The following is a 14,342-nucleotide window of genomic DNA, read 5'->3' on the forward strand; positions in this document are numbered from 1 at the left end:
ATCATTGCTATGAATGAAGGACTACTGGTTATTTTATTACTTTTTTTACCATTGGTTACGTTTGTAGTCAATCGGCTTTTTATTGGCAAAAAATGGCCCGTGTTATCAGGCTATTTGGCTACTTTAATACTGATTATTACAACTCTTCTTTCGGTTGTGCTGGCTTGGCAATATTATTTTGAATACGGAAAGATAAATGGTACTTATGCGTTGTTTATTCCTATTGATGAACCCTGGTTAAGTTTCTCAAATAGCCTATCGATTAATTTCACCATATTAGTGGATGCTTTATCTGTAATGATGGTATTAGTGGTAAATATTGTATCGTTAATGGTACATATATTCAGTTTGGCTTACATGAAGGGAGAAGATCGGTATGGATATTACTATGCTTATTTGGGTTTGTTTACGTTTGCTATGTTGGGCCTAGTGCTTTCGGGAAATATTTTTGAATTATTTATTTTTTGGGAGTTAGTTGGAATTTCTTCTTATTTATTAATTGGATTTTACTACACAAAGCCCGAAGCCGTTGCCGCAGCCAAAAAAGCATTTATTGTTACACGTTTTGCCGATTTTGGTTTTTTAATAGGCATATTATTGTTAGGCTCTTTGTCTAATCAATTTGACATTGTTCAAATGGTGGGTAGTTTAACCAGTCAACAAACACTTACGCAAGGTGCAGGTACCTCATTTATTGGTTTGTCTGCTTTAACCTGGGCATGCTTATTGTTATTTATGGGTGCTGCAGGCAAGTCGGCTATGTTTCCGCTGCACATTTGGCTACCCGATGCCATGGAAGGTCCTACGCCTGTTTCAGCATTGATACATGCGGCTACTATGGTTGTTGCAGGTGTTTTTTTAATTGCCCGATTTTTCCCCATCTTTCAGTTAGATGGAACTGTTTTAACCATTGTAGGTATAGTAGGTGCATTTACTGCTTTTTTTGCTGCTATTATTGCCTGTACCCAAACCGATATAAAAAGAGTATTAGCTTTTTCTACTATTTCGCAAATAGGGTATATGATGTTGGCACTTGGAGTAGATGATAACATTTTGAATCCTCATTTAGGATATACTGCAGCGCTTTTTCATTTATTCACTCATGCTTTTTTCAAATCGTTATTATTCTTGTGTGCGGGTGCTATAATACATGCTGTTCATACCAACAATATGCTTGAAATGGGCGGGTTACGTAAATTGTTACCCGTTACCCATATTGGTTTTTTAGTGGGTTGTTTGGCTATTGCCGGGGTTCCACCATTTTCCGGATTCTTTAGTAAAGAAGCAATATTATTTGCCGCTTATCAACAACACAAATGGTTATATGCAGTTGCATTAGTTACAGCTTTCATTACTTCATTTTATATGTTTCGTTTGTATTTCAGTATTTTTTGGAATAAGCCGGTAAAAAATGAACATACACATGAAGGTAACTGGCTTATAAAATTGCCGCTTCTTATTTTGATTGCTTTAGTAATTGTTACGGGTTTTATTCCATTTGGGAATTTTATAAGTGCTAATGGTAAACCTTTACTGTTACCTATGCATATCGGGTTTTCGGTGATACCGGTTTTACTTGCTTTATTAGGGATTGTATATGCTGCTATTTTATATTTTAAAGAAAGTAATGTGCCTGCCAGTTTGGAAAATTCGTTTGGGTTGGTGTATAGCACGGTTAAACATAAATTTTATATTGACGAATTATACCAGTTCATTACCCATAAAATAATTTTTAATGGAATTGGGAATGCTTCTGCATGGATTGATAAACAGGTTATTGATAAATTGGTGAATGTAAGTGCCGGTATAACTTTTTCGTTTTCCATAGCCATAAAAAAATTACAGTCAGGAAAAGTGCAGCAGTATTTGTTAATATTTATTGTAGGTATATTATGCTTGTTTGTTTTGTTTTTGGTTTAAACGAAGGTAAAATACATTGAACGTAATAAGAATGTTTATATGATTGTTCATTTTTTAATTATCGTGCCAATACTCACTATCCTTATAATGTTGTTTGTGCAAAAACAACAAGTTATTAGGGCAGTGGCTTTAACAGGTGCTATTATACAATTGTTAGTTGTAATTAATGTATTGTGGCAATATGTATTGAATTCGGACATGACAACGGGTAATGTAATGTTACAAACTAATGTAATGTGGTTTGCCCCTTTGAACATTCATTATTCTGTTGGAGTTGATGGCATTTCTATTGTCATGTTGTTTTTAACAGCTCTGGTAGTTATTGCAGCCATTCTAGTTTCATGGAAAGAAGAATACTTAACAAAAGAGTTTTTTGTTTTATTAACATTGTTGGCTTTAGGGGCTTATGGATTCTTTATTTCATTCGATTTGTTTTTAATGTTCTTTTTCCTTGAATTGGCGGTTATTCCCAAGTTTTTATTAATTCTTAATTGGGGTAGTGGTAACAAAACATATAGTGCTACCAAATTGGTGCTAATGTTAATAGGGGCTTCTGCCATTTTATTTATGGGAATATTGGGTATTTATTATGCTTCATCCAATGGATCGCCCAGTTTTAATATGTTAACTTTAAAAGATTCGGGCATGGTCTATCATTGGCAATTAATATTTTTTCCATTTTTATTTATAGGCTTTGGAGTATTCACTGCTTTATTTCCTTTTCATACTTGGGTGCCCGATGGACATTCTGCTGCACCCACTGCGGGTTCAATGTTTCTGGCCGGTATATCAATGAAGTTGGGGGGATATGGACTTATACGGTTGGTAACTATGTTAATGCCTGCAGCTGCACAGTTTTATTCCCCCTACATCGTTTTATTGGCTGTTATTGGAATATTATATGGGGCATTTGCTACTATGGTGCAAAAAGATTTAAAATACATGAACGCTTATTCATCGGTTAGCCATTGTGGTTTTGTTGTATTAGGTATTGGAATGTTAAACCCTGTAGCTATTACCGGTGCAGTGCTGCAAATGATTTCCCATGGATTAATGACAGCACTTTTTTTTGCTGCAATTGGTATGATTTACTGCAGAACACATACCAGAATTATTAAAGAAATGGGTGGCTTATTAACTTATTTACCTTTTATTGGCGGACTTTTTATTTTGGCAGGTTTAGCATCTTTGGGATTGCCGGGATTAAGTGGATTTGTAGCTGAAGTAACTGTATTGGTTGGCTCATGGCAATTGCCATTTTTGCCATATCGAATAGCCACAATTATAGCTGCTGCTTCAATAGTGGTTACAGCTGTGTATATATTAAGAGCTGCAGGCACTATTTTAATGGGTAATACGAAAGCAAATCATTTTGATACGCCAATAGACGCCCGTTGGTATGAAAAATGGGCAGGTGTTTTGTTGGGAATTGGTATTTTAATTGTGGGTGTGTTACCATTTTTGATTTTAAAAATAATATCACCAACCATTCATTATTGGCAAAGTTGAAATTAATTAAGGCTAACAAAATCATATGCTTCAATGATATATTACTTACTACATAATCTTTTGCCATTTAAACAGGAATTATTGTTATTGCTGGGTATATTCATTTTGTTACTTACACAAATATTTGGAGGTAAGCAGCATACAGAATGGACCTTGCAATGGGTAAATTTATTGTTGTTAATTATTGTTTTAGCCGGATTCTGGCCGGTAGGCTATAATTCAGCTTTTAGCAATATGTATCAACTAACATCCTTAAATGCTTTTGAAAAATCTGTATTAGCTTTTGCTGCATACATCATTTCTTTGCAAGGTTATAATTGGTTACAACGTTTTGAGCATACCTACGAGTTTTACGTATTGGTGTTATCTTCTTTATTAGGTATGTTTTGTATGCTTTCATCAACCAATTTTTTATTTTTTTACATTGGCCTCGAATTGTCAACACTTCCGTTGGCATTGTTGGTTAACTTCCAACTCAATAAAAAACAATCATCAGAAGCTGCTTTTAAATTTATAATGTCTGCTGCATTTGCATCTGCCATTCTATTATTAGGTATTTCATTTTTATATGGACTTTCTGGTTCATTAAATTTTAATGCAGTAGCAGCAAAACTTATATTGAATCCATTTTCTTTAGTTGCTTTTTTATTGTTTTTAGCGGGTGTTTTATTTAAAGTATCCGTAGTGCCTTTTCATTTATGGACTGCTGATGTATATGAAGGCGCACCAATATCAGTTACTGCATTTTTATCGGTAGTTTCAAAAGCATCTGTACTATTTGTTTTATTGAATTTATTATTCAAGGTATTTTACCATTTGCAATCTGTGTGGCATATTGTTATGCTAATATTATTACTGGTAACCATTGTTATTGGCAACTTATTTGCGTTACGGCAAGAAAATTTTAAGAGATTTATGGCGTTTTCTTCTATAACGCAAGTTGGTTTTATACTGGTAGCTTTTTTAGGTAATGCATACAACGCATCTACTGCTGTAGTGTATTTTTTAGTTATTTATTTATTCTCGAATCTGGCTGTTTTTGGTGTAATTACCTATGTTGAAAATGCTTTTGATAAACAGAATATTAATGAATTTAAAGGGTTGTATAAAAAGAACAAATTTTTGTCATGGGTGCTTTTAATTGGTTTGTTCTCTTTAGCCGGTATTCCACCAACAGCCGGTTTTTTTGGCAAGTTTTTTTTAATAATGTCCGGAAGTGAAAATCTTAATTATATTCCATGGATAACATTAGCTGCTGTGAATCTTATTATCTCTTTATATTATTATTTACGGGTTGCAATAGTAGTTTTCGATAACAATGTTGAATTTGATGCGCCAACGATTGCTATTCCGCAGCCAATAAAACTTAGTTTCATTATTTGTATAGTTGGCATATTGATTACGGGAGTAGGTAGTTGGATTTATCATTACATTTATTCACTTACTGCTGCTGCATTTTAAATTTTTTGAAATGGCCATTAATAAAAATCATGAATTTGAAGATTTAAACGGTATCAAATGTGCTATTGTTGAAAGAAATGTTAGTGTTGACAGGGTAACATTTTTAAAAAACTTATTGCAATACAATGGCTATACCGTTGTTGTTGTTGAAGTAAATGCAACACCTGCTAAAACAACTGAAGGGGTTACGGAAAATGAAACTTCTCAACTGCCATCATTATACACCATTGGTGTGACAGATGTAACCTTTAATGTTATTAATGCTGTGTTTGGCAGATTATTAAAAACACCGGATGGGCATACCGTAACATTAGCGTATTGGCAACAAAAAGAATCGGTAGCTCGTGATGATGTGCCTTATTTTTCTGATAATAACTGTTAAGAATTATTGATTGAAGTACATATAAAAAAAATCGGAGTATAACTCCGATTTTTTATTTCTTAAAAATGTTATTAACAGCACCGCCCAACATGGGGAATTTTTCTTTTACATATCCTGCAATGGTTTCGATGGCTTTTTGTGCTTGCTCGGGTGTTAGGCCTGCTTCTTTTACCAAACGTTCAATCAGTTCATTCATAAATGGTTATTTTAATTAAAATTATTTTTTATATTTTTTAAGCAACTTTCAACATGCCCAGTTTGCTTTTGCTAAACATTTGTTTTGCATAAGCTAAATCAACATGAAATTCCTTTTGTTTGCTGCCCGGCAATTCAAACATGGCATCAGTTAATATACTTTCGCAAATACTTCTTAATGCCCGGGCACCGAGTTTATATTCCAATGCTTTTTCAACCATAAAATCATACACTTCATCATCAATGGTAAGCGTTATATTTTCTAATTCAAATAAACGTTTGTATTGTTTTACCAAAGCATTTTTCGGTTCAGTTAAAATGTTGCGAAGCGTAGCCTTGTCCAAAGGATCTAAGTGCGTTACAACCGGTAAACGACCGAGTAGTTCAGGTATTAATCCAAAACTTTTTAAATCTTGTGCGCTAACAAATTGTAATAAGTTATTTTTCTTTTGTTCTTGGTCTAACTTATCTACATTAAAGCCGATGGCATTGGTATTAATTCTTCTGGCAATTATTTTATCAATACCATCAAATGCGCCACCACAAATGAATAAAATGTTCTTAGTATCAATTTTAATCATTTTTTGTTCAGGATGCTTTCTTCCGCCTTGTGGAGGTACCAGCACTTCTGTTCCTTCTAACATTTTTAATAAGCCTTGTTGTACCCCTTCGCCACTTACATCACGGGTAATGGAAGGGTTATCACCTTTACGGGCAATTTTATCAATTTCATCAACATATACAATTCCTTTTTCGGCAGCATTTACATCATAATTACAATTTTGTAATAATCGGGTAAGCATACTTTCAACGTCTTCACCTACATAGCCGGCTTCTGTAAATACAGTGGCATCAACAATGGCAAAAGGTACGTTTAGCATTTTAGCAATAGTTTTTGCCAGCAATGTTTTACCTGTACCGGTTTCGCCAATCATGATGATATTGCTTTTATCAATTTCAATATCATCGGCTTGTGTTTTTTGTGTAATGCGTTTATAATGATTGTAAACAGCAACACTCAAAACTTTTTTAGCCTCGTCCTGGCCAATTACATATTCATCTAAAAACTTTTTTATTTCGGTTGGTTTCTTAACGGCAATTTTATTATTGCTATTAAAAGTTTGTGGTGTGTTATTATCTTTTAATTCTTGTGCAATAATTTCTTGTGCATGTTCAATACAATTTTCACATATATGCGCTTCCTGGCCGGCAATTAAAATCTTTACCTCGGCCCTGCTTCTACCACAAAATGAACAATGTAAGTGTGATTGTTTAGCCATAATACAAAGTTTACTTGTTTTAAAGGCTTCATTTTCGCTATTAAAACAAAAATATAACCCTTTTTCAAGGGTTGTAATTGAAAAGCAAAGGTACAATATAGTTTATAGCCGTTTCGTTAAAAGTGATGAACTGCTATTTTATTCGTTAGGGATGTTCAACTATATTTTAGTAAGTACTGCATCAACAATGCCATAAGCTACTGCTTCGTTGGCATCCATCCAATAATCGCGATCAAAATCTTTCATGATTTGATCTACAGTTTTTCCACAGTTTTCAGCTAAAATTTTAGCACCCAGGTCTTTGGTTTTTTTCATTTGTTCTGCCTGAATTTCTATATCGGCTGATGTAGCTTGAAAATAACCGCTTAAGCTGGGCTGATGTATCATTACTTCGCCATGCGGATAAATAAAACGTTTTCCTTTTTTTCCTGCACTTAAAAGTATAGAGCCCATGCTTGCTGCTAAGCCCATACAAATGGTGCTGATGGGAGATTGAATTAATTGTATGGTGTCATAAATTACCATGCCGCTTGTTACAACACCACCGGGACTATTAATGTACAATTTAATTTCTTCACCCGGTTTATCTGCATCTAATAACAAAATTTTACTCACTAAATCTCTGGCACTTTTATCATCAACAGGGCCCCATAAATAAACTGCTCTTTTTTCAAAAAACAGTTTTTCCATTTTCTTCATCATTTGCGGACTCATGGGTTCCTTTTCTTCCTTGCTGTTGTCTTCGTCGCCCTCTTCGTTGTTTAAATAAGGATTGATTAAATATTTATTGTAAATCATAATTTTTTAATGTTTGTAAACTTGAAATGAAAAATGAAAAGCTTAACCTTTTTTATCTTTTTTGGGATTGCGAATTAGTACTTCATCTACCAATCCATAATCTTTTGCATCCTGAGCAGTCATCCAGAAATCACGGTCGCAATCTTTTGCCACAACATCAACTGTTTTGCCGGTATGTTCTGCAATTACTTCGTACAATTCCTGTTTTAGCTTTTTTATTTCACGGGCAGTAATTTCAATATCGGTAGCCTGGCCGCCAATTGAACCACTGGGTTGATGTAACATAATACGACTGTGTTTAAGTGCAGTACGTTTTCCTTTTACCCCTGCACATAATAATACAGCTCCCATACTTGCCGCTACGCCTGTGCAAATAGTTGAAACATCGGGTGTTACAAACTGCATGGTATCGTAAATGCCCATTCCGGCATAAACACTGCCCCCGGGGCTGTTAATATACATTTGTATATCGCGGGTACGATCGGTGCTGTCTAAAAATAACAATTGTGCGGTAACAATATTGGCCACATAATCATCAATGGGTTCACCCAAGAAAATGATTCTATCCATCATTAAACGGCTAAAAACATCCATTTGGGCAACATTCAATGAACGTTCTTCTATAATGTAAGGCGTTAATGCTGTTGGATTAAAATGATTACGAAAATTATGGAGTGTGGCACTGCTGATTTTTCGGTGCTTTATGGCATATTGCTCAAATTCTTTTTGTAAGTCCATGTGCTAATATTTTTAATGAAGATAAGGGTTTACCTAGTTCAAATACCATGCAAAACCTGTAATGCGACAAAATTACAGTTTGTTTGCTCTGTTTAAAAAAAATAAAAAAACTTTAAACAATTTTCTGAAATATTGGTTAGTAATGCATAGTAAGCTATTTTTGGTGTTTGATTGAATAAATTAAACCGGCTTTCTTAATCATGAGCCACTTGGTCAGCACACTTCTGATACAGTGCTCATAAATTGATTTTCTTAAAGTGTTTTATCAATGCTAAAAGTGTTGCATACGATTGTAGTACAATCTTTTGCGTTGTGTGTTGATAGAAAATGGTATAACGAAGAAAGAATATGATGGATTTGAATAAAGTGGCCATTTACAGAAAGGAACATTTTAATGCAGCACACCGTTTGCACAATGCTAATTGGAGTGATGAAAAAAATGCTGAAATTTTTGGGTTATGTAATAACAAAAATTTCCATGGTCATAATTATGAATTAATTGTGAAAGTAACGGGCATACCCGATGCTAATACGGGTTATGTTATAGATACAAAGGTGTTAAGCACCATTATTAAAGAAGAAGTGTTAAACCGATTTGATCATAAAAATTTGAATTTAGATACGGTTTATTTTAAAGAATTAAATCCTACAGCCGAAAACATAGCAAAGGTAATTTATCAGTTGCTGCGTAATAAGCTGGACGAAAATTTAGAGTTAAAAATATTTTTATATGAAACCGAGCGAAATTATGTCGAGTATCCAGCTTAATGGCAAAAACATTGCCTTAACAGATGTTTTGGTAGATGAAATGGGCGACAACCACGTGCAAACTTCGGTAGATACACCATTGCGCAATGATGCATTTGTATTATCAGATGAAGATAAAATAAAAGCCATTGAAAAACATTTTAGGGCTATTATGGAAGTTTTGGGTTTAGATTTAAACGATGATAGTTTAAAAGGTACACCCAAACGCGTAGCAAAAATGTATGTTAAGGAAATATTCAAAGGCTTAAATCCCGAGAATATGCCCAAAGTAACGTTGTTTAACAATAGTTACCATTACAATCAAATGCTGGTTGAAAAAAATATTTCTTTTTACAGTAATTGCGAACACCATTTTGTTCCCATCATTGGTCGTGCACATGTTGCATATATTAGTAATGGGAAAGTAATTGGTTTAAGCAAGCTTAATAGAATTGTAAATTATTTTGCCAAACGTCCACAGGTGCAAGAAAGACTTACCATGCAAATTGGTACTGCACTTCAAAAAATATTAGGTACTCAGGATGTTGCTGTGGTAATTGATGCAAAACATTTATGTGTTGCCAGCAGGGGAATTGAAGACGACACCTCAACCACTGTTACTTCATTTTATGAAGGCAAGTTTAAAGAAGAAGCTACTCGTTCCGAGTTCTTAAAATATTTAGAATTACACACGAAGGTTTAAGCAAGAAAAGCCCTTATGCACTTGGCCGGTTAGTAATAACCGGCTTTTTTATGTTTGTGATAATGAATTGAAACAACTTTTCAAATCGTTAAAACAAACTTATTACATTTATTTACCTATACTTGCATTGCCATTGTGGCAATAATTGTACAATACATTCATTACGTATAATAAATCGATAAAAAAAAATAGGAATATGAAACATGCTTACGTATTTCCCGGCCAAGGCGCTCAGTTTAGTGGAATGGGTAAAAGTTTATATGAACAACATGCCATAGCAAAAGAAATGTTTGAAAATGCCAATGATATTTTGGGTTTTCGTATCAGTGACATCATGTTTACCGGAAGTGATGATGCGTTGAAGCAAACCAATGTAACGCAACCTGCTGTTTTTTTGCATGCAGTAATAGCTTATGCTACAGTTACCGATGCGCATCCCGATATGGTAGCAGGCCATTCTTTAGGCGAATTTTCAGCTTTAGTTGCTAACAAGGTTTTAAGTTTTGAAGATGCACTAAAATTGGTAGCTATTCGTGCCAATGCCATGCAAAAAGCTTGCGAACAAAAGCCATCTACTATGGCAGCCATTTTGGCATTGCCCGATGAGCAAGTAGAAGCTATTTGTGCACAGGTGCAAAATGAAACAGGAGAAGTTGTAGTGGCCGCTAATTATAATTGTCCCGGACAGTTGGTTATTAGTGGCAGTTTAAAAGGTGTGGAGGTAGCTTGTGAGCGAATGAAAGCAGCCGGTGCTAAACGTGCTTTAATATTACCGGTTGGCGGTGCTTTTCATTCACCCTTAATGGAGCCTGCCCGTCAGGAGCTGGCGCAAGCTATTCAAACAACACAATTTAATGAGCCCATTTGCCCTATTTATCAAAATGTTGTAGCACAAGCGGTAAATGATGCTAACAGCATAAAACAGAATTTAATTGCACAACTAACCGGCGCTGTTAAATGGACGCAAAGTGTTGAAGCCATGGTAGCCGACGGTGCTACTCATTTTACTGAAGTGGGACCCGGAAAGGTTTTGCAGGGATTAATTCAAAAAATTGCCAAAAATGTAACAGTTGACGGAATTAGTTAAGAAAATAACAATAAACACAAATGGGCATCCGTTATTTATTTCGGATGCCCATTTTTTTAAAAAGTTATTGAGCAATTAATCCATTCGTCATCTAAGTCGGCATTGTATTTTTTATAAAACGCAATAGCAGGTTTATTCCAGTTTAATACTTGCCATACCATGCCATGTAATTTTTTTTCTTTTGCTTCTTCAATCAGCCTGTTAAATAACAGGGTGCCAATGTTCTTACCACGCATTTTTTCTGTAACTAAAATATCTTCTAAATACATACGTTGACCTTTCCAGGTGCTATAACGAATATAGTAAAGCGCAAATGCTTCTACTACACCATCTACTTCGGCTACGAAAGCCCACCATACAGGCTTTTCCCCAAATCCGCTTTCTTCAAAATGTGATAATGTAACAGTTACTTCTTGCGGTGCTTTTTCAAATTCGGCCAACTCTTGAATAAGTTCTAATAATCTGGCACAATCTTTACGTTCCGCTTTTCTAATCAATATATTCATAATATTAACTTAAGGCTTGTTCAAAATCTTTTAAAATATCTTCTACATTTTCAACGCCAACACTTAAACGTATTAAACCATCGGTAATACCGAATTTTAATCTTTCTTCTTTACTAACACCTCTATGGCTCATACTGGCCGGATGTGAAAGCAGCGTATCTAATGTTCCCAATGAAATGGCTCTTACACACATTTGTAATTTGTCAATAAATTTTTTTCCTGCTTCTAAACCGCCTTTTACTTCAAAGCTCATTAATGCACCGGGATGTTTCATTTGTTTATTGGCAATGGAATAATCCGGATGACTGGGCAATCCTGCATAATTTACTTTTTCAATGGCAGGATGTTGGTCTAAAAATTCAGCAACTGTTTTGGCATTGCTGCAATGGCGTTGCATTCTCAGTTCTAATGTTTTTAATCCATTCATCAATAAAAATGCATCAAAAGGATTGCTATTGCCACCTAATAATACTTGCCATTTCCAAGCTTGCGTATTCATGAACTCAATATCTTTCCCAATTAATACACCACCAATGGCAGTGCCATGGCCATTTAAAAATTTAGTAGTTGAATGAAAAACAAAATCGACACCGTATTTAAATGGTTGCTGCAAATAAGGTGTTGCAAAAGTATTGTCAACTGATATTTTTTTATGGTATTGTTTGGCTATTTGTGTAACAGCGGCAATATCAACACACTGAATGGTGGGGTTAGCAGGTGTTTCAATATGAATCAGTTTAATGTGCGGATTGGTTTTTAATACTTCCTCTACTTGTTGTAAATTTCTTAAGTCAACAATAATTGTTTCAATGCCGGCATTGTGTAACACTTTCAACATTAGTTCATACGTTCCACCATATAGTGAGTAGTGCGAAAGAACAGCATCACCGGCTTTAAGTGTACTCATAAATAAGGTTGTCATGGCTGCCTGCCCACTGGCATGTAATAATGCTTTTAATTGTAACGGTGTGCCATTGCTGTTATTCAATCCAAATGCTTCCAATGCTGCAATGGTTTCCTCAGCGGCAGTAAACGTAGGATTACCCCAACGACCATATATTCTTGATTTATCATCGCCTGCAAATCTTTCCATACCTGCTTCTGCCGTGGGAAAAGTGAATGTTGAAGTGGCATAAATAGGAGTAATGTGTGCAAATTCCGCATTTTCATGTTCATTGCAATGTAAAGCTAATGAGCTGATGCCACTGTATGGGAAATTAGGTTTCATTGTAAAGTTATTTATAGGTGTATTCAACAAAAATAACCACCATTTATAACTTGTTTCTATTTTTTTGATGAATACGTGTTAATCAAACTTTTTGAAAAGTATTGTAATGTTTAATTTAGTATTCATTAAATATCTAGATTATGCAAACAATGATTGCAGATTATGCTGCATACAATCAATGGGCCAATGATGTTCTTTTGAAGGTTGTTAAAACATTAGATGCTTCTCAACAGCAAAAGGAAATTATCAGCAGTTTTCCCAGCGTATATAGTACTTTATTGCATGTATTGAGTGCTGAAACAATTTGGTGGCAACGTATGCACAATGAACCACAAACCGCATGGACGTTAAAGGATGCAGGCTTAAGCTGTGAGGCAATCTTAGATGGCATTTTGCGGCAAGATAAATTGTGGGCTGAATGGGTAACCACCCTGCAAACCGAACAATTACAATCTATGATGGGCTATAAAACTTCCAAGCAAGAATATTTTGAGCAGCCTTTATGGGAAATATTAATGCATTTGTTTAATCATAGTACTTATCATAGAGGGCAGTTAGTAACTATGTTACGACAATTGGGTATAACACAACTGCCCGGCACCGATTTTATATTGTGGTGTAGAAACAAATAGGGCAATCAATGCCCAATGATTCATTGATTACCCATTAAAATTGCTTTGAAATAAGCAGTTTTATAAAATTTTTGTCTGTATTAATATGCCCATTTTAACCAAATGGCACCCCAGGTAAAACCACCTCCGAAAGCAGATAAAATTACGTTATCGCCTTTGTGTAGTTTATGTTCCCATTCCCATAAACACAAGGGTATGGTAGCGGCAGTGGTATTGCCATAACGTTGTATATTAATCATTACTTTGTCTTTGTCTAACCCCATTCTATTGGCCGTTGCATCAATAATTCTAAGGTTGGCCTGGTGTGGAACCAGCCAAGCAATATCATTGGCAGTAAGGTTATTTCGTTCCATAATTTCGGCACTCACATCAGCCATTCCTTTAACGGCAAATTTAAAAACGACTTGTCCTTCCTGGTAGGCAAAGTGTTCTTTTGCCAATACGGTTTCAACAGTTGCAGGCTTTAGTGAGCCACCGGCTTTCATATGCAGGTATTTAGCACCTGAACCATCACTGCGCAAAATGCTATCTCTAATACCCAATTCTTCAGTAGTTGGTTCTAATAAAACGGCACCGGCGCCATCGCCAAAAATAATGCAGGTAGCACGGTCGGTATAATCAATAATAGCACTCATTTTATCAACCCCAACAACAATTACTTTTTTATAACGTCCGCTTTCAATAAAACTGGTACCGGTTGTTAAGGCATATAAAAAGCCGCTGCAGGCGGCACTTAAATCAAATCCCCATGCATTGGTGGCGCCAATTTTATCGGCAATAATATTAGCAGTTGCCGGAAAAACCATATCAGGCGTAACGGTAGCACAAATAATGCAATCAATATCCGTAGGTTGTAAATTACGTTTTTGTAAAATTTGTTGAATTGCAGGAACAGCCATATCGCTGCTGGCTTTACCGGGTTCTTTCAATATTCTGCGTTCTTCAATTCCGGTTCGGGTTCTAATCCATTCATCATTGGTATCAACCATTTTTTCTAAATCAAAATTGGTTAATTTGGTTTCCGGTACATAACCACCTACTGCGGTAATTGCGGCTGAAATCTTGCTCATATAAAAAAATGAATTCTTTATTCGGTAAAAAATAACCGCAAATATCTGGTTTTATTTTAGAATGCCATCATATTTGCCTATTTGTA

Annotated in this window: 15 protein-coding genes; 8 read left to right on the forward strand and 7 right to left on the reverse strand. The window is 35.1% G+C overall.

What is annotated here, in order from left to right; all coding sequences use genetic code 11:
- Window positions 1-9 precede the first annotated feature (9 nt).
- Genes nuoL through LX80_RS11220 form a run of 4 tightly spaced genes read left to right on the forward strand, consistent with a single transcriptional unit; the run spans window position 10 to window position 5,272 of the window.
- The gene (gene nuoL / locus LX80_RS11205; protein WP_111296468.1) at window positions 10-1,920 is read left to right on the forward strand and encodes an NADH-quinone oxidoreductase subunit L; all 1,911 of its coding nucleotides are present in this window, start codon (window positions 10-12) and stop codon (window positions 1,918-1,920) included.
- Window positions 1,921-1,959: 39 nt separating this feature from the next.
- Window positions 1,960-3,429 carry a complex I subunit 4 family protein gene (locus LX80_RS11210; RefSeq protein WP_111296470.1) on the forward strand — a complete coding sequence of 490 codons (1,470 nt, stop codon included), beginning with the start codon at window positions 1,960-1,962 and terminating at the stop codon, window positions 3,427-3,429.
- A gap of 33 nt (window positions 3,430-3,462) precedes the next feature.
- Window positions 3,463-4,890 carry an NADH-quinone oxidoreductase subunit N gene (locus LX80_RS11215; protein WP_111296472.1) on the forward strand — a complete coding sequence of 476 codons (1,428 nt, stop codon included), beginning with the start codon at window positions 3,463-3,465 and terminating at the stop codon, window positions 4,888-4,890.
- Between the two features lie 10 nt (window positions 4,891-4,900).
- Window positions 4,901-5,272 carry a hypothetical protein gene (locus LX80_RS11220; RefSeq protein ID WP_111296474.1) on the forward strand — a complete coding sequence of 124 codons (372 nt, stop codon included), beginning with the start codon at window positions 4,901-4,903 and terminating at the stop codon, window positions 5,270-5,272.
- A gap of 52 nt (window positions 5,273-5,324) precedes the next feature.
- Here LX80_RS11220 and LX80_RS14500 read toward each other — a convergent pair whose 3' ends face one another.
- The 4 genes from LX80_RS14500 to LX80_RS11235 all read right to left on the reverse strand — a co-directional run bounded on the left by LX80_RS14500 (window position 5,325) and on the right by LX80_RS11235 (window position 8,283).
- Complete coding sequence (locus tag LX80_RS14500) at window positions 5,325-5,468, reverse strand: hypothetical protein (RefSeq protein ID WP_170120448.1); 144 nt, start codon at window positions 5,466-5,468, stop codon at window positions 5,325-5,327.
- Window positions 5,469-5,505: 37 nt separating this feature from the next.
- Window positions 5,506-6,747, reverse strand: coding sequence for an ATP-dependent Clp protease ATP-binding subunit ClpX (clpX, locus tag LX80_RS11225; RefSeq protein ID WP_111296476.1), 1,242 nt, complete (start codon window positions 6,745-6,747; stop codon window positions 5,506-5,508).
- 159 nt (window positions 6,748-6,906) lie between these two features.
- On the reverse strand, window positions 6,907-7,545 hold the full coding sequence (locus LX80_RS11230; RefSeq protein WP_111296478.1) for a ClpP family protease: 639 nt from the start codon (window positions 7,543-7,545) through the stop codon (window positions 6,907-6,909).
- Window positions 7,546-7,587: 42 nt separating this feature from the next.
- The gene (locus LX80_RS11235) at window positions 7,588-8,283 is read right to left on the reverse strand and encodes a ClpP family protease (RefSeq protein WP_111296480.1); all 696 of its coding nucleotides are present in this window, start codon (window positions 8,281-8,283) and stop codon (window positions 7,588-7,590) included.
- Between the two features lie 348 nt (window positions 8,284-8,631).
- On the opposite strand from LX80_RS11235, the gene LX80_RS11240 reads away from it, so the two are divergent.
- From LX80_RS11240 to fabD, 3 genes are all read left to right on the forward strand, one after another.
- Window positions 8,632-9,051, forward strand: coding sequence for a 6-pyruvoyl trahydropterin synthase family protein (locus LX80_RS11240; RefSeq protein ID WP_245898047.1), 420 nt, complete (start codon window positions 8,632-8,634; stop codon window positions 9,049-9,051).
- Window positions 9,014-9,733: a GTP cyclohydrolase I FolE gene (gene folE, locus LX80_RS11245; RefSeq protein WP_111296482.1), complete on the forward strand. Its 720-nt coding sequence runs from the start codon at window positions 9,014-9,016 to the stop codon at window positions 9,731-9,733. The genes LX80_RS11240 and folE overlap by 38 nt, the downstream gene beginning before the upstream one ends.
- A 196-nt stretch (window positions 9,734-9,929) precedes the next feature.
- A complete protein-coding gene (fabD, locus tag LX80_RS11250) occupies window positions 9,930-10,820 on the forward strand; it encodes an ACP S-malonyltransferase (RefSeq protein ID WP_111296484.1) in 891 nt (296 codons plus the stop codon).
- 56 nt (window positions 10,821-10,876) lie between these two features.
- Here fabD and LX80_RS11255 read toward each other — a convergent pair whose 3' ends face one another.
- Both LX80_RS11255 and LX80_RS11260 read right to left on the reverse strand, forming a co-directional pair.
- Window positions 10,877-11,326, reverse strand: a complete 450-nt coding sequence (locus LX80_RS11255; protein WP_111296486.1) for a GNAT family N-acetyltransferase — start codon at window positions 11,324-11,326, stop codon at window positions 10,877-10,879.
- Between the two features lie 4 nt (window positions 11,327-11,330).
- Window positions 11,331-12,554 (reverse strand): trans-sulfuration enzyme family protein, encoded by a 1,224-nt coding sequence (locus LX80_RS11260; protein ID WP_111296488.1) that lies wholly within the window; start codon window positions 12,552-12,554, stop codon window positions 11,331-11,333.
- 140 nt (window positions 12,555-12,694) lie between these two features.
- Between LX80_RS11260 and LX80_RS11265 the strand changes: the two genes are divergently transcribed.
- Window positions 12,695-13,186, forward strand: coding sequence for a DinB family protein (locus tag LX80_RS11265; RefSeq protein WP_111296490.1), 492 nt, complete (start codon window positions 12,695-12,697; stop codon window positions 13,184-13,186).
- Window positions 13,187-13,266: 80 nt separating this feature from the next.
- Here the strand turns inward: LX80_RS11265 and LX80_RS11270 are convergent, their stop codons facing one another.
- Window positions 13,267-14,256, reverse strand: a complete 990-nt coding sequence (locus LX80_RS11270; protein WP_111296492.1) for a beta-ketoacyl-ACP synthase III — start codon at window positions 14,254-14,256, stop codon at window positions 13,267-13,269.
- Window positions 14,257-14,342 lie beyond the last annotated feature (86 nt).

The sequence above is a fragment of the Hydrotalea sandarakina genome, assembly GCF_003254115.1.
GTDB lineage: Bacteria > Bacteroidota > Bacteroidia > Chitinophagales > Chitinophagaceae > Hydrotalea > Hydrotalea sandarakina.